Origin of the sequence: Actinoplanes utahensis, from assembly GCF_016862455.1 — a bacterium.
GTDB classification, from domain to species: Bacteria; Actinomycetota; Actinomycetes; order Mycobacteriales; family Micromonosporaceae; genus Actinoplanes; species Actinoplanes utahensis.
On the sequence record NZ_BOMZ01000102.1, the window covers coordinates 20,140 to 46,493 of the forward strand.

Annotated in this window: 20 protein-coding genes; 13 read left to right on the forward strand and 7 right to left on the reverse strand. The window is 71.7% G+C overall.

The genetic code is table 11. The features are described from left to right. Positions 1 to 14: 14 nt before the first annotated feature. Positions 15 to 662 carry a helix-turn-helix transcriptional regulator gene (locus Aut01nite_RS35905; RefSeq protein WP_043532541.1) on the reverse strand — a complete coding sequence of 216 codons (648 nt, stop codon included), beginning with the start codon at positions 660 to 662 and terminating at the stop codon, positions 15 to 17. After that, on the reverse strand, positions 659 to 1,885 hold the full coding sequence (locus Aut01nite_RS35910; protein WP_161790753.1) for a putative hexosyltransferase: 1,227 nt from the start codon (positions 1,883 to 1,885) through the stop codon (positions 659 to 661). Before Aut01nite_RS35910 ends, Aut01nite_RS35905 begins: the two co-directional genes overlap by 4 nt. A 141-nt stretch (positions 1,886 to 2,026) precedes the next feature. On the opposite strand from Aut01nite_RS35910, the gene rimO reads away from it, so the two are divergent. The 6 genes from rimO to pspM all read left to right on the forward strand — a co-directional run bounded on the left by rimO (position 2,027) and on the right by pspM (position 7,023). Then, complete coding sequence (rimO, locus tag Aut01nite_RS35915) at positions 2,027 to 3,490, forward strand: 30S ribosomal protein S12 methylthiotransferase RimO (protein ID WP_043532539.1); 1,464 nt, start codon at positions 2,027 to 2,029, stop codon at positions 3,488 to 3,490. Then, positions 3,487 to 4,074 (forward strand): CDP-diacylglycerol--glycerol-3-phosphate 3-phosphatidyltransferase, encoded by a 588-nt coding sequence (gene pgsA / locus Aut01nite_RS35920; protein WP_043532537.1) that lies wholly within the window; start codon positions 3,487 to 3,489, stop codon positions 4,072 to 4,074. The genes rimO and pgsA overlap by 4 nt, the downstream gene beginning before the upstream one ends. A 19-nt stretch (positions 4,075 to 4,093) precedes the next feature. Continuing rightward, entirely contained in the window at positions 4,094 to 4,585 is a 492-nt protein-coding gene (locus Aut01nite_RS35925; RefSeq protein ID WP_043532535.1) for a CinA family protein, read from the forward strand. 159 nt (positions 4,586 to 4,744) lie between these two features. After that, positions 4,745 to 5,125 carry a helix-turn-helix domain-containing protein gene (locus Aut01nite_RS35930; RefSeq protein ID WP_043532533.1) on the forward strand — a complete coding sequence of 127 codons (381 nt, stop codon included), beginning with the start codon at positions 4,745 to 4,747 and terminating at the stop codon, positions 5,123 to 5,125. A 225-nt stretch (positions 5,126 to 5,350) separates the two neighbouring features. After that, positions 5,351 to 6,211: a PspA/IM30 family protein gene (locus Aut01nite_RS35935; RefSeq protein ID WP_204037871.1), complete on the forward strand. Its 861-nt coding sequence runs from the start codon at positions 5,351 to 5,353 to the stop codon at positions 6,209 to 6,211. 29 nt (positions 6,212 to 6,240) lie between these two features. After that, positions 6,241 to 7,023 (forward strand): phage shock envelope stress response protein PspM, encoded by a 783-nt coding sequence (gene pspM, locus Aut01nite_RS35940; protein ID WP_043532531.1) that lies wholly within the window; start codon positions 6,241 to 6,243, stop codon positions 7,021 to 7,023. Positions 7,024 to 7,223: 200 nt separating this feature from the next. Here pspM and Aut01nite_RS35945 read toward each other — a convergent pair whose 3' ends face one another. Further along, a complete protein-coding gene (locus Aut01nite_RS35945; RefSeq protein WP_043532529.1) occupies positions 7,224 to 8,015 on the reverse strand; it encodes a DNA-formamidopyrimidine glycosylase family protein in 792 nt (263 codons plus the stop codon). A gap of 448 nt (positions 8,016 to 8,463) precedes the next feature. Next, positions 8,464 to 9,252: an SAM hydrolase/SAM-dependent halogenase family protein gene (locus Aut01nite_RS35950; protein WP_043532527.1), complete on the reverse strand. Its 789-nt coding sequence runs from the start codon at positions 9,250 to 9,252 to the stop codon at positions 8,464 to 8,466. A 73-nt stretch (positions 9,253 to 9,325) separates the two neighbouring features. Here Aut01nite_RS35950 and Aut01nite_RS35955 point away from each other — a divergent pair, with 73 nt between their 5' ends. Further along, positions 9,326 to 10,255 carry an LLM class F420-dependent oxidoreductase gene (locus tag Aut01nite_RS35955; RefSeq protein WP_043532525.1) on the forward strand — a complete coding sequence of 310 codons (930 nt, stop codon included), beginning with the start codon at positions 9,326 to 9,328 and terminating at the stop codon, positions 10,253 to 10,255. 223 nt (positions 10,256 to 10,478) lie between these two features. Here Aut01nite_RS35955 and Aut01nite_RS35960 read toward each other — a convergent pair whose 3' ends face one another. Beyond that, positions 10,479 to 15,026 carry an ATP-dependent helicase gene (locus Aut01nite_RS35960; protein ID WP_425551449.1) on the reverse strand — a complete coding sequence of 1,516 codons (4,548 nt, stop codon included), beginning with the start codon at positions 15,024 to 15,026 and terminating at the stop codon, positions 10,479 to 10,481. A 285-nt stretch (positions 15,027 to 15,311) separates the two neighbouring features. On the opposite strand from Aut01nite_RS35960, the gene Aut01nite_RS45150 reads away from it, so the two are divergent. Then, a complete protein-coding gene (locus Aut01nite_RS45150; protein WP_373871563.1) occupies positions 15,312 to 18,479 on the forward strand; it encodes a serine/threonine-protein kinase in 3,168 nt (1,055 codons plus the stop codon). Between the two features lie 6 nt (positions 18,480 to 18,485). On the opposite strand, the gene leuE is transcribed toward Aut01nite_RS45150, so the two are convergent. Both leuE and Aut01nite_RS35975 read right to left on the reverse strand, forming a co-directional pair. Then, complete coding sequence (leuE, locus tag Aut01nite_RS35970) at positions 18,486 to 19,151, reverse strand: leucine efflux protein LeuE (protein ID WP_043532523.1); 666 nt, start codon at positions 19,149 to 19,151, stop codon at positions 18,486 to 18,488. A 26-nt stretch (positions 19,152 to 19,177) separates the two neighbouring features. After that, positions 19,178 to 20,416, reverse strand: coding sequence for a bifunctional pyridoxamine 5'-phosphate oxidase family protein/GNAT family N-acetyltransferase (locus Aut01nite_RS35975; RefSeq protein WP_043532521.1), 1,239 nt, complete (start codon positions 20,414 to 20,416; stop codon positions 19,178 to 19,180). 62 nt (positions 20,417 to 20,478) lie between these two features. On the opposite strand from Aut01nite_RS35975, the gene Aut01nite_RS35980 reads away from it, so the two are divergent. From Aut01nite_RS35980 to Aut01nite_RS36000, 5 genes are all read left to right on the forward strand, one after another. Then, positions 20,479 to 21,825 (forward strand): aminotransferase class I/II-fold pyridoxal phosphate-dependent enzyme, encoded by a 1,347-nt coding sequence (locus Aut01nite_RS35980; RefSeq protein ID WP_043532519.1) that lies wholly within the window; start codon positions 20,479 to 20,481, stop codon positions 21,823 to 21,825. A gap of 41 nt (positions 21,826 to 21,866) precedes the next feature. Further along, positions 21,867 to 22,529 carry a UdgX family uracil-DNA binding protein gene (locus tag Aut01nite_RS35985; protein ID WP_043532517.1) on the forward strand — a complete coding sequence of 221 codons (663 nt, stop codon included), beginning with the start codon at positions 21,867 to 21,869 and terminating at the stop codon, positions 22,527 to 22,529. A gap of 35 nt (positions 22,530 to 22,564) precedes the next feature. Next, positions 22,565 to 22,765, forward strand: a complete 201-nt coding sequence (locus tag Aut01nite_RS35990) for a DUF3046 domain-containing protein (RefSeq protein WP_043532515.1) — start codon at positions 22,565 to 22,567, stop codon at positions 22,763 to 22,765. Positions 22,766 to 22,961: 196 nt separating this feature from the next. Continuing rightward, positions 22,962 to 24,014, forward strand: coding sequence for a recombinase RecA (gene recA, locus Aut01nite_RS35995; RefSeq protein ID WP_043532513.1), 1,053 nt, complete (start codon positions 22,962 to 22,964; stop codon positions 24,012 to 24,014). Between the two features lie 14 nt (positions 24,015 to 24,028). Next, entirely contained in the window at positions 24,029 to 24,796 is a 768-nt protein-coding gene (locus Aut01nite_RS36000; RefSeq protein ID WP_043532511.1) for a regulatory protein RecX, read from the forward strand. The last annotated feature ends 1,558 nt before the right edge of the window (positions 24,797 to 26,354 follow it).

Below are 26,354 nucleotides of genomic sequence, written 5' to 3' on the forward strand. Positions count from 1 at the left end.
CGCGCCGTCTTTAGTCAATCAGAATTGTTTTTAGAGAGTGTGACGCAGCAGCGGTCGGGTCCCGGGTCCATCCGGGCCGTCCAGCCCGAGCCCTCCACCAGTCCGCTGATCAACTCCAGGTTCATCCCGCAGATCAACGGCGGGAACTGCTCCGCGAGCCGGTGGAAAGGGCAGTTGCGCAGCTCGATCCGGTCCACGCCGGGGATCGGCGCGTAGCCCTGCCCGGCGAGAACCTCGGCCGGATCGGCGCCGTCCCCCCGGCTCTGCCGGCCCTGCTCCCGGGCCACCTCGTAGAGGACCTGCTCGGCGCCCGCCCGCTCGACCGACTCGGCGAGCATCTCGGCGGCGCCGCGGTAGGAGCGGGGCGGCACGCTCACCGCGTGCTCCCGAGGCGCGATCCGGTACAGCTTGGCGGGACGGCCGGCGCCCGGCCCGGTGCGGCCCGAGCGGCGGGCGTACGACACCTCGAGCAACCCGGCGTCCACCAGCTTGTCCAGGTGGAACGCGGCAAGCGTGCGGCCCACCCCGAGGGTCTCGGCCACCTCGTCCCGCCCCACCGGGGCCGGTCCCGCCCCGGCCACCGCGTGGTAGGCCGATCGCCGCACCCCGTCGGTGAGTGCGGCGACCACGTCGAGATCGTTCAGATCGTCGGCACTCGTCACCCGTCGATCGTATTGCCAACCGGCTTTGGCGCTAGAGCGTCCGCCGGTTCGGGCCCCGGCTCCGGTACGGCCGGCCCACCGCGCAGCAGCTCCCGGATCACGAGCACCAGGGCGGCGAACATCGCCAGCGCCAGCAGGCGCATGTCCACCGGCCGGGGCTGGCGCCAGCCCTGCAGGTACGGCACGTAACTCAGGAACGAGGCGACCTGCACCAGGATCGGCACCAGCCGCAGCCGGGGCACCCAGAACGCCGCCACCACCGCCAGCACGTCCGCCTGCATGAAATAGCGCTCGTGCATGCCGGGCAGCAGGAACGGGGTCAGCAGGCTGGACGCGGCGGCGGTCAGCACGATCCGGGCCGGGTCCAGCGTCCCGCCCCGGATCAGCGCGATGTAGGCCAGCAGCAGCACGGCCGCGACCGCGAACAGGACGCCCGCCCGGCGGAACACGGCGAGGTCCGCCGCGGTCGGGTGGAGGAACGCGTAGATCGTCGGCGCGTTCAGGCCCAGGAGCCGGTACTGCCCGCTCTGCTTGGCGTAGACCAGCATCAGGTCGGTGAACGGGCGGCCGCACAGCCAGGCGGGCACGGCGAGACCGATGTACACCGCCGGGATGACGAGCAGATGACGCACGTGCACCCGGCCGGCCAGCAGCAGCACGATCAGGACCGGGAAAACGAAGACGGCCTGCAGCTTGAAGGAGACGGCCAGCCCGAAGAATGCCATCGCGAGCCAGAGCCGGTCCCGCAGGACGTAATACAGCCCGGCCATGGTGAATGCGCTGTAGATCGAATCGCACTGGCCCCAGAAAGCGCCGTTGAGCACCACGGTGGGCAGCAGCAGCACCACGATGCCGGCGAGCGCGGTGACCCGCCGGTCCGGCCATCGCAGGCCGACGATGCGCGCGGCGTAGACGGCGAGCACCACGTCGAAGACCACCGAGAGGGTCTTGACCAGCGTCATCACGGACAGGGGGGTGTGCGTGTGCAGCCAGGTGAGCCCGGTCAGCAGATAGAGATAAGGGGCGTTGTAGTTGGCGAAATCGTCGCCCATGGCCAGAAAGAATCCATGGCTCGCGATGTATTCGCTCCATGGCCGGACGTACGCCGTGAAATCGTGGGTGGCGAAATCCAGCCCGACGAATCTGATCATGGCGGCGACGACGACCATCGCGCTGACGAGCAGGTGATCGGGGTGCAGTAAACGGTGCTGGAATGCCCTCACGATCACGGGATTTTAATGTCTCGATGTCCGGAACGCCGTCGCTCGACCGGACGATTGGCATCTTCGGGTGAGGCGGGGTGGCCGATGGCTACCGGCCGAGCGGTGGAAGGAGGACACACCGGTGCCCGGTAACCTTGCAGGGTGTCTGCATCTCCCTCTTCCCGCCGTGTAGCCCTGCTGACGCTCGGCTGTGCCCGCAACGAGGTCGACTCGGAAGAGTTGGCCGCCCGTCTCGACGCCGGCGGCTGGGAGGTCGGCACCGACGCCGAGGGCGCCGACGTCGTCGTCGTCAACACCTGCGGCTTCGTCGAGAAGGCGAAGCAGGACTCGATCGACACCCTGCTCGCCGCCGCCGACACCGGGGCCAAGGTGGTCGCCGCCGGCTGCATGGCCGAGCGGTACGGCAAGGAGCTCGCCGACAGCCTCCCCGAGGCGAACGCGGTGCTCGGCTTCGACGACTACACCGACATCACCGACCGGCTGGAGAGCGTGCTGCGCGGCGAGGACCACCTCTCGCACGTGCCCCGCGACCGCCGCGAGCTGCTCCCGATCACGCCGGTCGAACGGCACGCCGCCAAGATCGTGGTCCCCGGCCACGCCACCGTCGACGAGCACACCCCGGCCCACCTGCGCAAGGTGTTGCGCCGCCGGCTCGACGACAGCCCGGTGGCCTCTCTCAAGCTGGCCAGCGGGTGCGACAGGCGCTGCGCGTTCTGCGCGATCCCGGCCTTCCGCGGCGCCTTCGTGTCCCGCGACCCGCAGGAGCTGCTCGCCGAGGCGGAGTGGCTGGCCAAGTCCGGGGTGCGCGAGCTGGTCCTGGTCAGCGAGAACAGCACGTCCTACGGCAAGGACCTGGGCGACCCGCGCCTGCTGGAGAAACTGCTGCCGCAGCTGGCCGCGGTCGACGGCATCGTCCGCGTCCGGGCCAGTTACCTGCAGCCCGCCGAGACCCGCCCCGGCCTGGTCGAGGCGATCGCCACCACGCCCGGCGTCGCGGCCTACTACGACCTGTCGTTCCAGCACTCCAGCGAGCCGGTGCTGCGCCGGATGCGGCGGTTCGGCTCCACCGAGCGCTTCCTCGAGCTGCTCGACTCCGCGCGCAAGCTGGCGCCCTGGGCCGGCGCCCGGAGCAACTTCATCGTCGGCTTCCCCGGCGAGACCAAGCAGGACGTGGACGAGCTGGTCCGCTTCCTCACCGAGGCCCGCCTCGACGCCATCGGCGTCTTCGACTACAGCGACGAGGATGGCACCGAGGCCGCCGGCCTCTCCGGGAAGCTCAGCGACGCGACCGTCAAGCGGCGGTACGACCGGGTCGTCGCTCTCGCCGAGGAGCTGTGCAACCAGCGCGCCGAGGACCGCATCGGCAACACCGTCGAGGTGCTCGTCGACACCGTCGACGGCGACGAGGTCGAGGGCCGTGCCGAGCACCAGGCCCCCGAGGTCGACGGATCGACCACCCTCGTCAGCGGCGCCGGGACCGAAGGCGTCGACCTGTCCGTGCTGCGCCCCGGCGACCTGGTCCGGGCCCGGGTCACCGGGACCGAGGGCGTGGACCTGATCGCGGTTCCGGTGGAGATGATCTCGGCAGCCCCGGTGAAGCGGTGACCAACGAGCCGGTGCCCGCGCCGCGCGTGGTGTCGCTCTACAACGCGGCCAACGCGCTCACCGTGGTCCGGATCGTGCTCATCCCGGTCTTCCTGGCCCTCGTCGTCGTCTCCGAGATGAACGACCCGGACTGGCGGATCGCGGCGTGCCTGGCCTTCTGCATCGCCTCGGCGACCGACTTCGCGGACGGCTGGATCGCCCGCCGGTGGCATCTGGTCACTTCGTTCGGCAAGGTGGCCGACCCGATCGCGGACAAGGCGCTGACCGGGACGGCGCTGGTGCTGCTCTCGGCGTACGGCGCGCTTCCCTGGTGGGTGACCGGCGCCATCCTGATCCGCGAGTGGGGTGTCACCGCCCTGCGGTTCTGGGTGATCCGATACGGCATCATCCCGGCGTCGCGGGGTGGCAAGCTCAAGACCGGCCTGCAGACCCTCGCCATCGCCTGGTACCTGTGGCCCGTCCCGGAGCCGTTCCATCTGATCGGGGTGGCCCTGATGGGCGGCGCCCTGGTGGTGACGGTGGTTACCGGGGCCGACTACGTGGTACAGGCGCTGAAGCTGCGGCGGGACGCCCGCCGCGCCTGAATCCTTATCGGAGGCTGTGATGGACATGTCGGTGGCCGCGGCGGCGGCCGTGCACGCCCTTGTCGAGCGCCGGGAGACCCTGGCGACCGCGGAGTCGCTGACCGGCGGTCTGGTCGCCGCGACGATCGTCGAGATCCCCGGCGTGAGCGCCGTCTACCGGGGCGGACTGGTGGTCTACGCCACCGAGCTCAAGGGGCGGCTGGCGGGCGTGCCGGAGGGGTTGCTGGCCGAGCGCGGCCCGGTCGACGGCGACGTGGCCGCCCAGCTCGCCGAAGGCGCCCGGAAGCGGTGTGGCGCGGACTGGGGCGTGGCCACCACCGGCGTGGCCGGCCCGGAACCGCAGGACGGCAAGCCGGTCGGCCTGGTCTATGTCGCGGCCGCCGGTCCCGCCGGCACCGAAGTACGGGAATTGCAACTCACCGGAAACCGGGAAGCCATCCGCACCGAAAGTGTGACGGCCGTCCTGCAATTGCTGACCGACTCTCTCCGTGCTCTGCCGGTGGAGGTCTGAGCTGGGAATACATCCGGTCCTGCGCCTGTTGTCCGGTTCGGTTACGGGCCGGGCGGCCGATTGATTCGGCGGGGCGGGATGTCGGCGCGGCTCGGGCCAGGTACGGTTGCGGGAAGCCTCCGGCTTCAGCCGGCGGCCCCGCCCGCAGGAGGAGGTGCCATGGTCCTGCTACGCCGCGTTATCGGCGACGCACTTCGTGCGCGCCGGCAGGGGCAGCACCGCACGCTGCGCGAGGTGTCGACCGCCGCGAACGTCAGCCTGGGATATCTGTCCGAGATCGAGCGAGGCCAGAAGGAAGCGTCCAGCGAGCTGCTCGCGGCCATCTGTGACGCGCTCGGCGCCCGGCTCTCCGAGTTGCTCAGCGAGGTCAGCAACACGCTGTCCCTGGCGGAGAACATGGAGGGTGTCGTGCTGGTGCCGATGGAGGACCAGGCGGCTGCCGAGCGGGACGTCTCCGTCTCGGTGCGCCAGGAATCGCCGCTGAAGGCCACGCTGCACGCCACCCGCAAACCCAAGCGGGACATCGTCTACGCCGCTTGATCATGAAAGCTTCAGAGCCGGGCCGTTCCCTGGGGACGGTCCAGCCCTTTTCATGTATCGCTCTGATTACTCAGGGGGGCGTAGCCTCGATGCCGGGGGAAGACCCTGAGATCCCCCGGAGGGCCCGTGACGCCGGTGGCGTCCAGCTGTCACGATGGGTTTCGCGTTACCGATGAAAACCACGGTGACGCGTCCGGTAGAGCGACATTGAGGGGACACCACGAGATGGCGAATCCGTTCGTCAAGGGCTGGCACTACATGATGGCGCTCTTCGGCGCGAAGATCGATGAGTACGCCGACCCGAAGGTCCAGATCCAGCAGGCCATCGAGGACGCCCAGCGTCAGCACCAGGCTCTCGTGCAACAGGCCGCAGCGGTCATCGGCAACCAGCGGCAGCTCGAGATGAAGCTGTCCCGGCAGATGTCCGAGGTCGAGAAACTGCAGGGCATGGCCCGCCAGGCCCTGGTTCTGGCCGACCGGGCCCGTGCCGCCGGCGACGAGTCCGAGGCGCAGAAGTACGAGTCGACCGCGCAGACGCTCGCCACCCAGCTGGTCGCCGGCGAGCAGTCGATGGAGGACCTGAAGACCCTCCACGACCAGGCGCTCGCCGCCGCCGGTCAGGCCCGCAAAGCCGTCGAGAACAACGCGATGGTGCTCCAGCAGCGCATCGCCGAGCGGTCCCGCCTGCTCAGCCAGCTCGAACAGGCCAAGATGCAGGAGACCGTCGCCAAGTCGCTGGAGTCGATGTCGGAGCTCGCCGCGCCGGGCAACACGCCGTCGCTCGACCAGGTGCGCGACAAGATCGAGCAGCGCTACGCGAACGCGATGGGCCGTGCCGAGCTGGCCTCCAACTCGGTCGAGGGCCGCATGCTCGAGGTCCAGAAATCCAGCCTCGACCTGGCCGGCTCGTCGCGCCTGGAGCAGATCCGGGCCAGCATGGCCGGGGAGAAACTGGGCGGCGCCACCGAGCGGCCGGCCGTCGAGCAGCCCGCCACCCCGGCCGCTGACCCGGCCGGCGTGGCCAGGCTCGACGAGATCCGCGCCAGCCTCAACCAGAAGCGGGGCGACACCAGCGCCGCGGGCTGAGCATCGCAGCGACGACGAGAGGATCGACGGTGGACGAGCGGGCCAAGCACTTCCGGCGGCTCAAGCGGCTGCGGGGTTCGGCGCGGCGGTGGAGCGTGCTGGGGGGCGGCCTGACCGCGGCCGCCACGGTTCTCACGCCGTACGCGGGGATCGGTCTCGCCGACGCGGCCTGGGCGGCCGCGGCCGGCGGATCGGCGGTGCTCGCCTGGTGGCGCTGGAGTGACCACCGGGAGATGGCCGCCACCCCCGCGCCACCGCCCAGCCTCCCGGAGGACCGGCTCACCAAGGCCCTCGAGCGGTTCCCCACCGGGCAGGCCATGGTGCGGGAGGTCCGCCGTCAGCGCAACCGTTACGCGCTGCGCGGCTCCGCGATCGCCGACGCATGGGATCGGCTGGAACGGGCCTCGACCGCGATGGCCGGGCTGGCCGGCCGTCTCACCGGATCCGGCGAGACGGCCCTGCTGGAGGCGGCGACCGCCGAGCGGTGGCTGCGCGACCTGGGCCAGCGGGTGGCGAGCGTGGAGAAAGCGATGCCGCTCGGGCCGGCCGGCCGCCGGGAGCCGCTCGCCGAGTCGCATGCCGGGCTCACCGAGCAGTTCATCGACGGTGTCCAGGCATACGAGGATCTCGTCGTCGCCGCGGCCAGCTACGTCGCGGAGGACGGGCATCCGGTCGCCGACGTCCGGCATCCGGGCCATACCAGCCTGCTCGACGCCACCGACCAGCTTCGTGGCCTCGCCGAGGCCCTCGCCGAACTGCGAGCCTCGGAGATCCGGGTGCCACCACAGTCACCGTCGGCGGCCGCGGGCTGACGCTTGCCCACGGGGCAGCGAATCTTCCGGCACCCGTGGGACCGGCGGCGCTCCGACCGCGCAAGCGATCACCGGGCGTCCGGCATGGTGGGGTTGCCACCGTGTCTCCGGCTATGACGGGACGTCAGTGGGCCGCCGGCATCGCTCTATGCGGGAGGTCAGTGGGCCGCCGGCATCACCGGCTCCCGGTCGGTGGGTGGTCAGCGGGTCTCCGGCTGGCAGCGGGGACACCAGTAGGTGACGCGTTCGTCCTGTTCGGCCTTGCGGATGGCCGTGCCGCATCGGCGGCACGGCTGGGCGCGCCTGCCGTACACATAGCTGGTCTGGCCCTTGCGCAGGGAACCGGTGGTGGTCTGCGTCCAGCGGCCGCGGTTGGAGGCCACCAGCTTCTGTGCCATCTCGACGGTGCCGGTGAGGTCCGGCACGTCGGCAACCGGCGTCCAGGGCCAGAGGCCGCGAAGGAAGAGCGTCTCCGCCTTGTAGAGGTTCCCCACCCCGGCGAGATTTCGCTGGTCCAGCAATGCCTCAGCGATACTGGCCGACGGTGTGGCCGTGATCCGGTGGACCGCCTCGGCCGGGTCCCAATCGGCGCCGAGCAGATCCGGGCCCAGATGGCCCACCAGAGTGTCCTCGTCGGCCGTGGGAATCAGCGTCACGTCGTGCAGGTGGTACCCGACGGCCACCGAACGGGCGGTCCGCAGCACCACCCGGATCAGGTGGGCGGGACGGGCGGTCCAGCGTTCACCGGGGGCATAGGCCCGCCAGGCGCCCTCCATCCGCAGATGCGAGTGCAGCGTGTGCGCGGGACGTCCGTCCCGGGTGAGCCGGAGAAGCAGATGCTTCCCACGGCTGGCGGACTCGGCGACCGTCCAGCCGGCGAGATCGGTGGTGGCCAGCCGCGGCAGCCGGAAATCGGAGCCGGTCAGGACCTCACCGGTCAGGGCCTTCTCCAGCACGCGGGCGGTGTTCCAGACGGTATCCCCTTCCGGCATGCCTCCATTCTGCCGGTTCGTGACGTACTCCGCCGGTTCGTGACCCGCCGAACTTCATCCTCGTCCCTTCCGATCGTCCCTGGCCTGTCACCCCGGCATTCCGTCTCGCTCTCGGCCGGTCCGCCTTGTCGCTGCCCTGCTCGCCTTGTTCCGGTCCGTCGTCGCAGCCTTGTAGCTGACCCGTCCCGCCCCTGTCCCTCGCTGTCGTCCTCGGAACCGGACCGACCGTTTGTCGACGGCCCGACCTGCCCCGCTCGCCCGTTCTCGCCGCCGGACTGACCCGGCCCGTCCCCGTCGAGGGCCGGGATTCCTGGCTGCTCGTGGCTTCGACCGTGAGGACGGGCATGAGCCGGCGGCGAGCGGCCGCCGTAAGGGAAGGCCTGCCGCAGCCGCCGCGAGTCACGGGACGTGGGGTGGCCCGTACCGAAAGAAGGGCTTTGTCTTCGGGTCAGCGGGCGGTGATGCGGACGGTGTCGCCGGGGACGACGGACAGCAGGACCACGGCGCGGCCGTTGTTGACGGCGATCGCGACGCGGTCGGCGGAATCGGGGAAGACCAGTAGTTCGCCGACGTTCACATCGGCGAAAGTGGTGCCGCGACGGGCCCGGACGTTGCCGTTGACGAGGAGTTCGGAGCCGAGTCCGGACAGCGCCGACGCCTCGGCTGCCAGCTGCACGTTGCCGAACCGGTCGACGGTCAGCACCTCGGCCTCGATCCAGCCGTCGCCGATGGTGACCACCGGGTCGGGCAGCCGGATCAGCGTGGCCGGATCGATCGCCGGTCCCGCCTCCGCGGGCGCCGCGCCGGCCGCCAGACGGGCCGCCGCCGGGGCGAACACGTCACGCCCGTGGAACGTGCGGGCGACGTCGCCGAGCCGCCAGTCCTCGTTGTCCAGCTCGTGAGCTGCGGTGATGCCGCCGAGGGCCACGGCCGCCCAGATCAGCAGGCCGTTGTCGGGGCCGACCAGAAGCCCGTTCGGCGTGGTCAGAACGACGCCGCGGCGGGCCGTGCCGACGCCCGGGTCGACGACCGCGAGGTGCACCGAGGCCGGCAGGTAGGGCGCGGTCTGCGCCAGGACGGCGGCGCCCCGGCTGACGTCAGCCGGCGGAACATGATGAGTGACGTCGATCACTCGGACGTCGGGCGCGACGCGGGCGATCGACCCATGGCAGGCGGCGACGAAGCCGTCGAAAGTGCCGTAATCGGTGGTGAAACTGATCCATCCATAACCGGCCATGGTGTTCAACGTTACTGCCTGTTGTCGGTCGATGTGGGGCGGGCGCGCCGCGGTGGCGTGGCAGTGTTGATCCATGCGTCTCGTGATCTTCACCGAACCCCAGCAGGGCGCCACCCACGACGATCTCCTGCGGGTCGCCAAAGCCGCCGAGGACGGCGGATACGACGGGTTCTTCCGCTCCGACCACTACCTCAAGATGGGCGGAGTGTCCGGTCTGCCCGGCCCGACCGACGCGTGGATCACGCTGGCCGCGCTGGCCGTCCAGACCTCGCGGATCCGGCTCGGCACCCTCGTCAGTTCGGCCACCTTCCGGCTGCCCGGCCCGCTCGCGATCGCGGTGGCCCAGGTGGACGCGATGAGCGGCGGCCGGATCGAGTTCGGCCTCGGTGGCGGCTGGTTCGAGGAGGAGCACCAGGCCTACGGCATCCCGTTCCCGGCGCTGGGCGAGCGTTTCGACCGTCTCGAGGAACAGCTGGAAATCATCACCGGCCTGTGGGAGACCCCGGCCGGCTCCACCTACGACTTCGGCGGCAAGCACTACCAGGTCAGCGGTTCGCCCGCGCTGCCCAAGCCGGTCCAGTCGCCCCGCCCGCCGGTCATCGTCGGTGGCCACGGCAAGAAGCGCACGCCGTACCTGGCGGCCCGCTACGCCACCGAGTTCAACGTGCCGTTCTCCAAGATCGAGGACATTCCGGCGCAGTTCGACCGGGTCCGCGCCGCCGCCGACGCTCTCGGCCGCACCGAACCCCTGGCCTTCTCCGCCGCCGCCGTCCTCTGCGTGGGCCGCGACGACGCCGAGGTCCGCCGCCGCGCCGCCGCGATCGGCCGCGAACAGGAGGAGATGCGTGCCAACGGCGGCGTCGTCGGCACGCCGTCCGAAGCGGTGGACATCATCCGTCGCTACGCCGAGGCCGGTGCTTCCCGGCTGTTCCTCCAGGTCCTCGACCTGTCCGACCTCGATCACGTCGAACTGGTCGCCTCCGAGGTCGCGCCGCGGCTCTGACCTGCGGCCGACTCTCTCCGGCTTTCGTCAACCGCGTTCGGCACGGCAGGTGGTCGCCCTTTTCTGGTCGGCCGCCTGCCGTGCATCGTGGGTCGGCCCTTTCTGGTCGGCCGCCTGCCGCGTATCGCGGGTCCGCCCCTTCTGGTCGGCCGCCTGCCCCGCGCATCACGGGTCCGCCCCTTCTGGTCGGCTGCCTTCTGCCGGCTGTTCGGAAGTGGCTCGGTCAGGCTCGGAGGCGGAGCCCACGGGGGGTGGTGCGGAAACCGGCCGCGGTCAGCGCGTCCCGCAGCGGCGACGCGTGCACCGACTCGCCGTCGGCGCGTTCCACCGACAGGGGGCCCAGAGCTCCCGATCGAACCGCGCCGGCGAGGCCGTGTGCGGCCTTGCCGAGAGCCTCCGTGTCGTCCATGAACGACAGCAGGGTCCGCCCGCCACGCTCCACGTAGAGCACCAGATCGCCACCGGCCAGCACCACCAGGGCGCCCGCTTTCCGGCCGGCGCGGTGACCGGCCTTGGCGACCGGCTCGCCGTCGCCGCTGTCGACGATCCGTTCCGGCCAGGGCAGCGCCGCACCGTAGGGGTTGGCCGGATCCGTCGCTGCCAGGACCACCGCGGGTGCGCCGCTCCGCCGGTCCTCGTCGGGCTCGCTGAGCGCCCGCAGCCGGTCGACGGCGCCCGGCACCGCGAACTGGGCGGCGCCGAGACCCTCGACGAAATAGCCCCGACGTGCCGCCCCGCGCTCCTCCAGGGCCGCGAGCACCGGGTAGACCGCCGCGAACCCGCCGGTCACCCCCTCCGCCATGGCCGCACCGCGGGTCACCACACCGTGCCGCTCCAGCAGCAGGTCGGCGACGGCCGCGGCCCGCCGGGTGGGGTCCAGATCCCGCTCGGGAAGCCGTGACCAGCGGCCCGCCATGTTCGGCGGCCCGCCGCGAGCGGGGAGTTGCGGACGGCCCGGACGCCGGTACCGCGCGCGGGCGGGGGCGGCTTTCGCCCGGTGCGCGCCGCTGCCGCCGAGCAGGGCCCGCAGCGGCGCGAACGTGTCGTTGGTCAGATGCCCGGCCCACACCAGATCCCACACCGCGGCGGCGAGCCCGGTGTCGTCGGTCGCACCGACCCGGTCCGAGAGCGAACGGAAGAACAGAGCCTGACCGTCGTCGAGGGCTGCGAGGATGCTCTGATGCAGCGGCGTCGTGGCGAACTCCTCGTCCGGCGGAGGCAGTAGAAGCGGCGCGCTCTCCGCATAGGCCAGCGTCACCCAGCCGTCCCCACCGGTGATCGAACCGGACCCGGCCCACACCACCTCACCGGAGGCGCAGAGCTCGTCGAGCAGGGGTGGCGCGTAGTCGGCGACCCGGGCCGGCAGCACCAGCCGCTCCCAGGCCGAGGCGGGAACCGCCACCCCCTGCACCTGCTCGATCGCGGAGGCGAGCGCGTCGATGCCGCGCGCATTGCCGCCGACCTGCTGCCAGCGGGGAAGGAAGGTGGCCAGCACCCGGGGTGGAACCGGCTCGATCTCGCGGCGCAGCGCCGCCAGCGACCGTCGCCGGAGCATCCGCAGGACCTCGGCGTCGCACCACTCGGTGCCCGCGCCGCCGGGGGAGAACTCGCCGGAGGTGACCCGTCCCGTCGAGCTGAGCCGCTTGAGGGCCTGCTCGACGACGAAGACGCCGAGCCCGAACCGGGCCGCGCAGGTCGCCGCCGCGAACGGCCCGTGCGTCCGGGCGAACCGGGCGACCAGATCACCGAGCGGATCGGCGACCGGCTCGAGATAGGCCTCCGGAACGCCGACCGGCAGCGCGACCCCGAGCGCGTCCCGATAGCGGCCGGCGTCGTCGATGCCGATCCAGCGGTCCTGCCCGGCCACCCGGATCCGGATCGCCCGGCGCGCCGCCGCGAGAGCCTCCACCCACTCCTCCGGGACTCCGCGCACGGCCAGCTCGTCGGGGGACAGGTCGCCGAGGAGCCGGAGCAGCTCGGCGGCGTCCTCCGCGTCCCGGGGAGTGCGCTGCGTGGTGAGCCACTGCAGCTGCGCCTCGGTCTCGGCCACCACCTCCGGGTCGAGCAGCTCCCGCAGATCGACCCGGCCGAGCAGCTCGCCGAGCAGCGTGGAATCCAGGGTCAGCGCGGCCGCCCGCCGCTCGGCCAGCGGCGCGTCCCCCTCGTAGAGGAAAGCCCCCACGTAACCGAAGAGCAGCGACCGGGCGAACGGCGACGGCCGTGCCGTCTCCGCCTCGACCAGCCGGACCTTGCGGCCGGAGATCTCCCGCATCAGGCCGACCAGGCCGGGGACGTCGAACACGTCCTGCAGGCACTCGCGGGCCGCCTCCAGGGTGACCGGGAAGTCGGCGAACTCGCGCGCCACGTCCAGCAGCTGCGCCGACCGCTGCCGCTGCTGCCAGAGCGGCTGCCGGCGGCGCGGGTCACGGCGCGGCAGCAGCAGCGAGCGCGCGGCACACTCGCGGAACCGGGAGGCGAACAGCGCCGACGTGCCGACCGTCTCCTCGACCAGCCCAGCGATCTCCTCCGGATCGAAGGTGACCAGCTCGGCGCCGGGCGGCTCGTCCGCGGTGTCCGGCAGGCGCACCACGATGCCGTCGTCGGAGGGCATCACCTGACCGTCCACCCCGAACCGCTCGCTGAGCCGCCGGGCGATCGCCAGCGCCCACGGCGCGTTGACCCGCGCGCCGAGCACGCAGTGCACGGTCATCCGCCAGTCGCCCAGCTCGTCGCGGAACCGCTCGACCACGACGGTCCGGTCGTCGGGCAGATGCCGGGTCGACTCCCGCTGCTCGCGCAGATAGGAGATCAGGTTGCCGGCCGCCCACTCGTCCAGCCCGGACTCGCGCAGCGCCGAGGTGGCGGCCTCGTCACCGGCCTTGACCAGACCGCGCAGCCGGGCGCCGATCGCACGGCCCAGCTCGATCGGCCGGCCGGGGGAATCGCCTTTCCAGAACGGCATCCGGGCCGGCGCCCCCGGCGCGGGGGAGACCAGCACCCGGTCGGGCGTGATGTCCTCGATCCGCCAGGAGGTGGAGCCGAGCAGGAAGACGTCACCGACGCGGGACTCGTAGACCATCTCCTCGTCGAGCTCGCCGACCCGGGACACCCGCTCCGAACCGGCCAGGAAGACACCGAACGTGCCCCGATCCGGAATCGTGCCGCCGCTGGTCACCGCCAGGCGCTGGGCACCGGGCCGGCCGGTGAGCAGGTCGGTGGCTCGGTCCCAGACCAGCCGCGGGCGCAGCTCGGCGAACGCGGTCGACGGATAGCGCCCGGACAGCATGTCGAGCACCGCGTGCAGCGCCGACGACGGCAGCTCGGCGAACGGGGCGGCCCGCCGGACCAGCGCGGCCAGATCGTCGACCTGCCACTCGTCGAGGGCGACCATCGCGACGATCTGCTGGGCGAGCACGTCGAGCGGATTGCGGGGATAGCGCAGCTCCTCGATCGCGCCGTCGCCCATCCGCTTCGCCACCACGGCGCAGGACAGCAGGTCACCGCGGTGTTTCGGGAAGACCACACCCCGGGAGACCGCGCCGACCTGGTGCCCGGCCCGGCCGATGCGCTGCAGACCGGCCGCGACCGACGGCGGCGCCTCGATCTGCACCACCAGGTCGACGGCGCCCATGTCGATGCCCAGCTCCAGGCTGGAGGTCGCCACCACCGCGGGAAGCAGCCCGGATTTCAGCGCCTCCTCGATCTGTTTGCGCTCCTCACGGGAGACGCTGCCGTGATGGGCGCGGGCCACGACCGGTGGCGCGCCCCGAGTGCCACCGGCCTGCGCCATGATCTCCGCAGGCGTGCGGCCGCCGGTGACCACCTGGGCGAGCGCCGGGTCGGCACGCTCGGCGGCCAGCTCGTTGAGGCGGGCGCAGAGCCGCTCGGATCCGCGCCGGGAATTGGTGAACACGATCGTCGACCGGTGCGCCTCGATCAGGTCGAGGACCCGCTCCTCGACCGCCGGCCAGATCGACGGCGTGTGCCGGCTCGACCCGGGATCGTCCTGGCCGGGGTCGGGCCGCTCGTCGAGGCGGGTCATGTCCTCCACCGGGACCTCGACCGTGACCTCGATGGTCTTGGCGCTGCGGGGCTGCACGATCTCGACATCGCGCGCGCCGCCGAGGAACCGGGCGGTCTCGTCGATCGGCCGCACCGTCGCCGACAGGCCGACCCGTTGCGCGGGCGTCTCCAGCAGAGCGTCCAGCCGCTCCAGCGACAGGGCCAGGTGAGCGCCCCGCTTGGTCGCCGCGACCGCGTGCACCTCGTCGATGATCACCGTCTGGACGGCCCGCAACGACTCCCGCGCCGCCGAGGTGAGCAGCAGGAACAACGACTCCGGCGTGGTGATCAGAATGTCCGGCGGGGTGCGGGCGAAGCCGCGCCGCTCCTCCGCCGGGGTGTCGCCGGTGCGCATGCCGACGGTGATGTCCGGTGGCGGCAGGCCCAGCCGCCCGGCCGCCTGGCGGATGCCGGTCAGCGGCGCGCGCAGGTTGCGCTCCACATCGACCGCCAGCGCTTTCAGCGGGCTCACATAGAGCACCCGGCACCGCTGGCGTGGCTGCTCCGGAACCGGCTCACGGGCCAGCCGGTCGAGCGACCAGAGGAAGGCCGCCAGCGTCTTGCCGGACCCGGTCGGCGCGACCACCAGGGCGTTGCGGCCCGCGCCGATCGCCCGCCACGCCCCGGTCTGAGCGGCGGTGGGCGCGGCGAAGGCGGCCGTGAACCACTCCCGGGTGGCCGGACCGAACTTCTCGAGCACCTCTCGCACGCCTCACATCCTGCCTCGCGGGTATGACAAAAACCGGGCCCGGCGAAGCGGTCCGGCAAGATTTCCGGGCCGCTCACGGTCGCCGCCCTCCAGAACCTTGCGGGGTACGGGGAAAGCAGGCCGCCTGCTTCACCCGTACCCCCGAAAGGTCGTGATAGGCCGTCAGGCCCCGCTCGTGAGGGTGTCTCGGATTCGCCGGAGCCGCACGCGGGGACCGGGTGATCGTCATTTCTTGGGCGGTCTGTGCGTGATTATCCTGATACCCGACGTGATGGGTGGGTGCCGATGGCGGTCAGGCAGATGCTCGTCGCCGATCGGTACCGTCTCCTGGAACCGGTCGGCGCGGGCGGGATGGGCCGGGTCTGGCTGGCCCGGGACGAGATGCTGCACCGCGACGTGGCCGTCAAGGAGATCATTCCGCCGGACTGGATGACCGATGCGGAACAGGACCGGCTGCGGGAGCGCACGCTCCGCGAGGCTCGCAGCGCCGCCCGGCTGAACCATCCCAACGTGGTTCGCATCTACGACGTGGTGCACACCGGAGGGCTGTCCTGGATCGTCATGGAGTACGTGCCGTCCCGGTCGCTCCACCAGGTCCTGAACGACCAGGGGCCGTACGATCCGGCGATCGCCGCCCGGATCGGACTGGCCGTGCTGGACGCGCTCGACGCCGCGCACCAAGCCGGTGTCCTGCACCGTGACATCAAGCCGCACAACGTCCTGATCGGAACCGACGGACGGGTGGTGCTGACCGATTTCGGTCTCGCCACGTTCGTGGACGACGGATCCGTGACGGCGCCGGGGCTGATCGTCGGCTCACCGCAGTACGTCTCCCCGGAACGGGCCCGGGAAGGCGCGTCCACGGTCGAATCCGACCTGTGGTCGCTGGGTGCGACGCTGTACGCGGCGGTCGAAGGACGCTCGCCCTACGCGCGGGAGACCGCGATGGCGACCCTCGCCGCCCTCGCCACCGAGCCACCCGACCCGCCGGTCCGGGCCGGGCCGCTGACGCCGGTCCTGGACGGGCTCCTGCGCTATGAGCCCGCCGCCCGACTGACGGTTCCCGAGATCGAACGCCGGCTTCACATGATCGTGTTCGCCGGCTCGCCGGAGGCCCCGTTCCCGGCCGGTCGCCGGGAACGTTCCCGCCGGTCCTCCGGCGAGAACCCGGAGGTGGAGGTGCTGCCGGTGGCGTCGGGAGGATCCGGGGTCGGCATCCCGGCCGACGACGCGGGGCTGCGGCGGCGCAGGAACACGACGCAACCGGGGGTGACCCGCCGAGGCCCGGCCGCGGCGTCCGCGCGTCCCTCGCCCCGTTCCCAGGCGAGACCGGCTCCGGCATCGTCGCCGCCGCAGCCCAGGCCGGCTTCGCCCTTGTCGCCGCCTTCGCCGCAGCCCGAGCCGGCTTCGCCCTTGTCGCCGGCGCCGCAGCCGCAGCCCAGGCCGGTTCGGGGTGGGGAGTCGACGGAGCGGGTTCTGAGTCCGCAGCCGTCCGGGCCGGCGCGCGAGGGTCCTCCGAGTGGCCGGGCGGTTCCGGGCAAGCCGCCGGGCGACCCGGCACCGCAGACGGGGCCGGTGGTCCCCGCGCCGCGTTCGCCCTCGGGTGTCGCCGTCACCGGCTCCCGCCGGCCCGAGGCGCCGGCGGAAGGTGCCGCCGTGCCGCCTGTGGATCATGACCGGAACCGCCCGGACGAGAACGAACCCGTAGCCGGAACCGGATCAGGCCCGGCCGGCACCGAACGATCCCTCGAACCCGCGACGTCGGATCCAGCTGAGGCGAGACCTCAGACCGGTCCCGTCCCGGTTGATCCGGGACCGGCGAGGCCGCAGATCGACCCCGCTCCGGCCGAGTCGAAGCCGCGGATCAATCCTGCTACGGCTGAGCCGATGTCGCGGACGAGTCCTGCTACGGCTGAGCCGATGCCGCAGGTCAAGGCTCTGCCTGCTGAGCGGAGGCCGCAGATCGTGCCTGTTGTGGCTGATCCGGCAGAGGCCGGCCGTGCTTCTGCTGGAATGCGGAAGCAAGCGGGGCCTCTTCCGGCTGAAGCAGCGGAGGTACGGCCGCCGGCCGGACCCGGCACGACCGGCCCAGCGGGCGTGGAACCGCCGGTGAGGCCCGGCCTCGATGACGCGGCGGGTGCGGAGTCGCGTGCCGGGGCCGGGGACGGCGATCGAGCGAGTGGGAAGCCGCTGCCCGTAGTGGTGGGCGATCCGGCGAGCACCGAGCCGAGATGCGACGCTGAGCCGGGGGGCCGTTCCGAAGCCGGACGGCGGGAACCCGTAGCGGAGGTGGCCGTCGCCGGTGCGGGGCCGGGCGGTTCGGCCGCGGTGGAACCGGTGGGCGCGCACGAGCGAGCGGCTCTCACGGGGCCTACATCCGAGGAGATCACCGATCCGATCCCGGCGGAACCCGAGACGACCCCGTTGTCCCGGCCGCCGGGTCAGGCCCTCGTACGCGTCACCCCGGGCGCCTCCACCCGGACGGCGCGGCGGTTCCGCCCGCTCCGGGTTCGGGTGGCCCAGGCCCGTCTCGCCATCACGGCCCTGGTCGTGCTGTTCGCTGCCGGCAGTGTGCTGACGGGTTACGTCGCGGAACTGAACGAGCCCCGGCCGCAGGTCTTCTTCCCGTCGCCGGTGGCGCCGTCGGCCCTCGTACCCTCGCCGGGCTCACCGGTGCCGGGCGTGCCACTGCCCACCGGCGTGCCCGGCTTCTCCGCGAGCCAGGGCGGAGAACCGGCGGGACCCGGCCCGGCCGCGTCGCCCGGTCCCGGGCAGCTCCCGCCAGGCTCATCCGGTGCCGGGCCGTTCTCTTCGATGCCGTCCGTGGCCGCATCGGCGCCGGTGTCCTCCGTGGCCGCATCGGCGACCGCCGAGCGGACGCCGTTCTCGCCGGCTCTCTGTGACAGCCCACCGCCCGCTGGCCTGCCCGTCACACCGCGGAAGGGCGCGGCCCGCGGGGTGAACGGGTGGATGCTGCAGGCCGGCTGGTCGTACTTCACGGACGGATCCGGTTTTCACATCGCCGTTCCCGACGGGTGGAGCTACCAGCGGACCGGCGACACCTACTGCTTCCGGAGCCCTCGCAACACCCGGGTGATGAGCCTGGACGTCGGCCGGGATCCCGCTGCCGACCCGCTGGCGGCGATCCAGGCCGAGGCCCGCCGCCTCGCGGATGCGCGGAGCCTGCCGGGTTACGCCCTGTCCGGTGTAGCCCCGGTGCCGTTGCTGCACAAGGCCGCCGATTGGGAGTACCGGTACCGCTCGGCGGCGGGGGCGGCCCGGCGCTGCGGGATCCGATGGTTCGTCATCGACGGCCGCGGTTACGCGCTGGGGTGGAGCACCCCGGAGAAGACCTGGTCGGCCGACCTGGTCAAGATCCAGTTGATCCGCGGTACCTTTTACACCGACCGGACCCCGCCGGACCCGCGCCTGGGCGCTGCGGGCCGGCGTTGACCACGGTCATGAGCCGACGCCGGCGGTCGCGAGCTTGACGCCGAAACCCACGAACAGCGCGCCGACAGCGGTGGACGCACCGGTCGCGAGCCCGCGCCGCTGCCGGAACTGGCCGGCGAGATAGCGGCCACCGAAGATCAGCGCCGTGAGGTAGAGGCCGCTGAAGAACTGCACGACCGCGCCGAGGATCAGGAACGACAGCGCGGGGTGCGGGTACCCGGGTTCGACGAACTGGATGAAGAACGACACGAAGAACAGGATCGCCTTCGGGTTGAGCAGGCTGATCACGGCGGCACGCCGGAACGGCCGCTGCAGGCCGGCCGCCGGCTCCTCCGCCACGGTGAGTTCAGCGGCGGCCGGTTCGGCACGGTGCCGCCACCGTTTCCAGGCGCTGCGGATGATGTTGACGCCCACCCAGCCCAGGTAGGCCGCACCCGCGTACTTCAGCACCAGGAACAGCGCCGGGTAGGTGCCCAGCAGGGAGGCGACGCCGGTAGCGGAGAGGATCATCAGCACGGCGTCGCCGAGGAAGACGCCGCCGGCCGCCTGATATCCGGCCCGGATGCCCCGCTGCGCGCCGACCGAGAGCACGAAGATCGAATTCGGCCCGGGGAGCAGGATGATGGCGACGACGCCGAGGACGTACGTCCAGAAGTCGGTGATGCCCAACATCGGTCGATCTTTCTCGAAACGGCGGGTCAGCCCGCTGCCAATCGGTCTCGGAGGCGTTGTGCCGCGGCCGGCCACTCGTCCGCGGTCAGAGCGAACACCACGGTGTCGCGCCAGGTGCCGTCCGGCCGCCGGCGCTGGCGGCGGATCATACCGTCCCGGCTCGCGCCCAGACGTGCGATGGCCTGCTGGGATCGCTCGTTGCGAATGTCCGTGTACCAGAACACCCGCTCGGCGCCGAGCACGTCGAACGCCCGCTCCAGCAGCAACAGCTTGGCCTCGGTGTTGACCCCGGTCCGCCACCATCGCCGGCCGACCATCGTGTGCCCGATCGCGACGGCCCGGAGGTCGACGTCGATGTCGTGATAGGTCGTCATCCCGATCGCCGCGCCGCTGGCCGGGTCGACCTGCGCCCATGCCGACCGGTGGCCCAGCCATTGGCCGCGCAGCACACCGGCGACGTCCTCGGCCAGCTCGTCCGCGGTCCGTGGCCGGGGGAACGGGATGTGCCGCCAGACCTCTTCGTCGTCGAGCGCCTCGAACAGCGCCGGCACGTGACCCGGGGTGAGCGGCTCCAGCCGCACGTGGCGGCCCTCCAGGACGACCGGGGTCTGCCACGGCGACGGGGAGCCGGGCAGGTAGGACGGCGGCGCGGCCGCGACGCCCGGCTCGGTCACCGGTGGGCCGGTGACCAGGCGCACGGGGAGGACACCGGCCCAGTGCGGCAGCGCCAGGTCGTCGGGGTCGTCGTTGACGCCGCCGGAGCGGGCCCGGACCGACACCTCGGTCAGGGGCAGCGCGAGCACGGTGGTCTGGGCGAGCTCCTGCCGCGTGGGTGGTCTGCTGTCCGCGGCCCGGCCCGGCCCGATCTTCTCGGTCAGCGCGGTCAGCACCCGCAGCTTCTCCGCCTCGTCGGTGACCGGGCGGGCCAGACCGTGGGCGACCACGGAACGGTAGTTGGCGCTGTGGCTGAACTGGGACCGGGCATAGACCAGCCCGTCGAGCACGGTCACCGAGACGCAGACCGGAACGCCCTCGCCTCGTGCGGCCAACCCCAGCCGCGACCCGGTGGAGCCGTGCAGATAGAGCGTGTCGTCCACCCGGACGTGCAGGTCGGGCAGCACGCGGGGCTCGCCGTCGACGACGAAACCCACCGCGCAGTCGAACGCCTCGTCGAGAATGGCGTGTGCGGCCTCGATCCCATAACTCATCCGTGTGCGGGCGCGGTGGGGGATCGTCCGTGGGGTGGGGGCGTAGAGGTCGGTCATCGGATCCTCCCCGTGGGGCTCTCGGCTTGCTCCGGCGTCTGTACTAGTACAGAATCCTCGCTGTGGCAGAACAATATCAGGTCAGTGGTGAGAGTGCCGCTGAGATTTCGGCCAGCATCGAGGCGGGCGTCGTCCGGGGTGACTGGGTGTCCGGGGCGGCGCTTCCGCCGGTGCGGGTCCTCGCGGGCGCCCTCCACGTCAGTCCCGCGACGGTCGCCAAGGCCTATCAGGAGCTGCGGCAGCGCGGGGTGATCGAGACCGAGGGCCGGCGCGGCACCCGGGTCCGTTCCCGGCCCGCCGTGGCCGGCCCGCGGTCCGGCCTGCGCACGCCGGTCCCGGCCGGCCTGCGTGATCTCTCCACCGGCGAGCCGGACCAGCGCCTGCTGCCGTCCCTGGGCCCGGCTCTGACCGCCGTCGCGGCCCGCATCGGCCCGGCCCAGGGATATGCGTCCGCCGTCACCATGCCGGAGCTGGCCGATGCGGCACGCCCCCGCCTGCTCGGTGAGGGCGTGCCGGTCGACGGGGCGGACATCGTGGTCACCGCGGGCGCTCTCGACTCGATCGAGCGGGTGCTCGGCGCCCACCTGCGGCCGGGCGACACGGTCGCGATCGAGGACCCGGGCTGGGCGGCCCTGATCGACCTGCTGGCCGCGCTGGGCCTGCGGGCCGCGCCGGTGGCGGTCGACGAGGAGGGCCCGGATCCGGAGGCGCTCGCGGCCGCACTGCGCTCCGGTGCCCGTGCCGTCGTCGTCACCGTCCGCGCGCAGAACCCGACCGGCGCCGCGGTGAGCGCCGAGCGTGCCGACCGGCTGCGGAGTCTGCTGAGCGGCCATCCCGGTGTCGTGGTCATCGAGGACGATCACGCCGCCGAGCTCGCCGATCGGCCGCCGTACTGCATCGGCCCGGTGACCGGCTCCTGGGCCTTCATCCGGTCCGCCTCGAAGCCCTTCGGCCCGGACCTGCGCATCGCGGTGCTCGCCGGTGACGAGACCACGGTGGCCCGGGTGGCCGGCCGGATGCGGATCGGCACGGGCTGGGTCTCCACCGTCCTGCAGCGCATGCTGCTGTGGCTGTGGCAGGACCCGGGGGTGACGGAACTGGTGGCCCGGGCCGCCGAGACCTACGGGACGACCCGCAGCCGTCTGCGCGCCGCCCTGCGTGCGAAAGGTGTCGAGGCTCACGGTGACACCGGCATCAACGTCTGGGTCCCGGTGCCGGACGAGACCCGTGTGGTCACCGGGCTCCGCGATCGGGGCTATGCGGTCGCCCCCGGCGCGTTCTTCCGCCTGGAGTCCCCACCCGGGATCCGCATCACGATCAGCACGCTGGGCCACGGGGAGATCGATGATCTGGCCGGGGCGATCGCGGCCGCCGTCCACCCGACGGGAGCCGCCGCCCCGATGAGGTGACCGGGCCGGTTCTTGTCGGGGGGTACGGGTAGAACGTTCCCATGTCGAGGACGGAAGCGCCGGTGGGCGCGCAGCAGTGGGTACCTCCGCACGCTCGGAGCATCGACGAGCTGAAGTCGGCGGCGACGGACTGTCACGGCTGCGAGCTCTTCGAGAACGCGACCCAGACCGTGTTCGGGCGCGGCGCGCCGGACGCGCGGATCGTCTTCGTCGGCGAGCAGCCCGGTGACGTCGAGGACCAGCACGGCCTGCCGTTCGTGGGCCCGGCCGGCCGGCTGCTCCGCACCGCGGTCGACGACGCCGGCATCAACCCCGCTGAGTTGTACATCACCAATGCCGTGAAGCACTTCCGCTTCGTCCAGCGGGGCGCCCGGCGGATCCACCAGACCCCGGAGACCACCCACATCACCGCCTGCCGGCCCTGGGTCGTCGCCGAGTTCGCGTTGCTCAAGCCGGAGTTGGTGGTCATCCTCGGTGCCACCGCCGGCAAGGCCCTGCTCGGCCCGTCGTTCCGGGTGACCCGGTCGCGCGGGCAGCTCATGCCGTGGCCGGCGTCGGCCCAGCACCCGGAGGACTTCCCGGTGGCGCAGATCCAGGCACTGGCCACCATCCACCCCTCGGCGGTGCTGCGGGCCGACGATCGTGAGACGGCCTACCGAGGGCTCGTCGACGATCTCCGGGTCGCGGCGGCCGCGGTCGCCTGAGGGGTGACGATCCCGCGCGTGGGTACCCTTTGCCGGTGCGGCTGACAGACTTCTGGGAACGGTTGGAACAGAGCTTCGGCTCCGCGTACGCCCACAGCATCGCCGCCGATCACGCCTTCACGGCGCTCGGCGGGCGGACGATCGACGAAGCCATCGCTCAGGGTGTCGACACCGCCACGATCTGGCGCGCGGTGGTCTCGGCATACCCCGATCGGGTGCCGTCGCGGCTGCGCTGAGCAGGGGTTAGAACATCTGTTCTGGCGTGTCGGTCGATCGTCGTACAGGTGTTCGGCTATTGTCCACGGCGGCTCGGTCATCCACAGCACACGACGGGGCGGAGGATTTTTGTCATACCCACCGCCTACCGTGTCGACCGTGGTGAACAAAAGCTCGTCCGCGAAGAACGCGAAGTCGAATACAGGGGTGGCGGGAATGGCTGCAGGAACACCTGATCGGGAGAAAGCGCTCGAACTGGCGCTGGCGCAGATCGACAAGCAGTTCGGCAAGGGTTCGTGCATGCGGCTCGGGGAGCGGCCGGTCATCCAGACCGCCGTCATCCCGACCAGCTCCATCGCCCTCGACGTGGCGCTCGGTGTCGGCGGCCTGCCGCGTGGCCGTGTCATCGAGGTCTACGGGCCGGAGTCGAGCGGTAAGACCACGGTCGCGCTGCACGCCGTGGCCAACGCGCAGAAGGCCGGCGGCATCGCCGCCTTCATCGACGCCGAGCACGCCCTCGACCCGGAGTACGCGCGGGCGCTCGGTGTCGACACCGACGCCCTGCTGGTGTCCCAGCCGGACACCGGTGAGCAGGCCCTGGAGATCGCGGACATGCTGATCCGCTCCGGTGCTCTGGACATCATCGTCATCGACTCGGTGGCCGCCCTCGTGCCCCGCGCCGAGATCGAGGGCGAGATGGGCGACAGCCACGTCGGCCTCCAGGCCCGGCTGATGAGCCAGGCCCTCCGGAAGATCACCGGTATCCTCAACAACTCCGGGACCACCGCGATCTTCATCAACCAGCTGCGCGAGAAGATCGGCGTCATGTTCGGCTCGCCCGAGACCACGACCGGTGGCCGCGCGCTGAAGTTCTACGCGTCGGTCCGTCTCGACGTCCGGCGTATCGAGAGCCTGAAGGACGGCACCGACGTCATCGGTAACCGGACCCGGGTCAAGGTCGTCAAGAACAAGGTGGCCGCGCCGTTCAAGCAGGCCGAGTTCGACATCATGTACGGCAAGGGCATCTCCCGCGAGGGTTCGCTCATCGACGTCGGTGTCGAGCAGGGCTTCATCCGCAAGTCCGGCGCCTGGTACACGTATGACGGCGACCAGCTCGGCCAGGGCAAGGAGAAGGCGCGCGAGTTCCTCAAGGAGAACCCCGACGTCGCCGCCGAGATCGAGAAGAAGATCCTGGAGAAGCTCGGTGTCGGCCAGGCGGCGAACAGCGACGCGACCGGCGGGCCCGAGCTGCCGCCCGTCGACTTCTGATCCGGTAATCCGCGATGGCGGGACGACGCGGTGCACGGTCGGGGCGCGGATGGGATGCCATCCCGCCCCGGACCGGCGCCGGTTCACCGGATGACGAGGCGGGCGAGCCGCGACGAGCCGCCGGGCGCAGAGGCCGTCGTGGCACGCCCGGTTCGGGGTGGCCGTCCGATTCCGGCTCCGATGCGGGTCTCGGGGATGCGGGCGGCGCCGGGGAGACCCGGAGCGGGAACGACGGCGGGCCGCCGCGCAGTGAGTCGGAGGTGGCCCGGGAGATCTGTCTGCGTCAGCTCGCGGTTCGGCCACGGACCCGTGCCGAGCTCGCGAAGGTGCTGCAGCGCAAAGAGATCTCCGAAGAGGTGATCGCCGAGGTTCTCGATCGCTATGACGAGGTCGGGATCATCGACGACGCGGCATTCGCCCGGGCGTGGGTGTCCAGTCGGCATCACGGCCGGGGGCTGGCACGACGGGCGCTCGCCAACGAGTTGCGCCAGCGTGGAGTCGACGCGGAGGTGGCCGGTGCGGCTCTCGAAGCCGTCGACGACGAGGCGGAGGCCACGGCGGCGCGGGCGCTCGTCGATCGTAAGCTCCGCACGGCGACGGGTTCGCCCGATGCGGTCTTCCGGCGCCTGGTGGCGATGCTCGCCCGTAAGGGTTACCCGGCCGGCATTGCCATCCGTGCGGTGAAGGACGCGCTGGCGGCACGCGACGCCGAGGCCGCCGAGTTCGCCGACGCGATCGACGCCGACGCCCTGGCTGATGAGGCGACCGACCCGCAGTCCTGACCCGTGCCGTGATCGGCGGCGGCAGACCGGCGTGCACGAGACTGGCCGCCAGGAGACCTGCCGCCAGGAGCCTGCCGCCAGGAGACCCGCTGTCGGATGACCGGCCGACGGGAGGCTGTCCGGCGGATTTCGGCTAGCAGGAGACCTGCCGACGGGAGGCTGTCCGGCGGACGATCGGCCAGTAGGAGAGCTGCCGACGGGAGGCTGTCCGGCGGACGATCGGCCAGTAGGAGAGCTGCAGACGGGAGGCTGTCCGGCGGACGCTCGGCCAGTAGGAGAGCTGACGACGGGAGGCTGTCCGGCGGACGCTCGGCCAGCAGGAGACCTGCGGGCGGAGGGCTGTCCGGCGGAGGGCTGTCCGGCGGAGGACCGGCTGGCGGGAGGCTGTCCGGCGGCGGATTCGCGCGCACGAGCGGGCGTGGAAATTCGATCACCGGCTACGGACGGCTGAGGGCCGGAGCCCGTCGTGGCGGATTCGAGTGAGTGTCGGCTGCCCGGTTCGGGTGAACATGGACGTCCCGTGCCGCGTGGCCGTTGCGGGTGTGTGGAGAGGCCGGCCGGCTTCGGAATCCCGTACCGATGAGGGAATGTGTCGCCGTGACCAGGGCTCCGCGGCGTTGGCACCGGCTCCTCGGCCCATCGCCGATATAGTCATGATGTGAGGATTGACCCTCTGGTGCGTATTCGGATGGATATCACGCGACGGGGTCACGGCGGGGGCGGCTGATACGCTCAGTGACTACGGCTCTTGGTCACGCTCCGTGTCGTGGGCTCGGGTGTGCCGCGGTGATGATGATCGCCGTGGGTGTGCCGGTGCGGGAGCGGTGTGATCGCACGGTACGTCTGGAATTGTCCCGTGGGATCGTGAGCAGGGCGTAAGCATCTCTGTGCCGTACGTCCTATCCGCTGCCGAATCATGAGTCCTTGACCGAAGTGGTGCTCGCGACCTAGCCTCGCGTTACACAAGGTTTGTTCGACCATCGCATGCAACAGGCACAACATAGATCGCATTACATTACGGCATCACTTGGGCGCTTATGGTCCAGGAGAGGCTTCCGTCGGCCGCTGACCGCGCGGCGGACGGCGCGACATACCGGCGGTCAACCCCACAACTCCACACACTCCTGATTCGAGCGGCTGATCACTGGCTCGCTGACGGGCTTCCGGTGCTGCCGGGGGAGGGTCGAATGGGTTTCGGGCGGTGATGTCCGTTCGAGACGTCGATCATTTCCACGGACGGTGACGGTGCCCTCGTTCGGTGAGACGGCTTGAGGCTACGCAGGGGAATACTGTCCGGTCGCCGCATGGTGATCATCGGGCGGTGTTGTCCTCGTCGGCGGCTCCGGGCGGTTGTTCCGAGTGCTTTCGGGACGCCCGGCACCGGAGAGCGGCAGGGTCTCCGGTTCGGCACGTCATCGGGTCTGATCGGCGTGAGGCGGCAGCATCATGATCAAGCCACCTCGCCGTCGTTGCGGGTCGGAAGCGGGCCGAGCGGTCCGGATCGCCGAGGCAGCCAGCCACGGCGTCCGATCAACCGAAGGCGAACGCCAGGCCGATC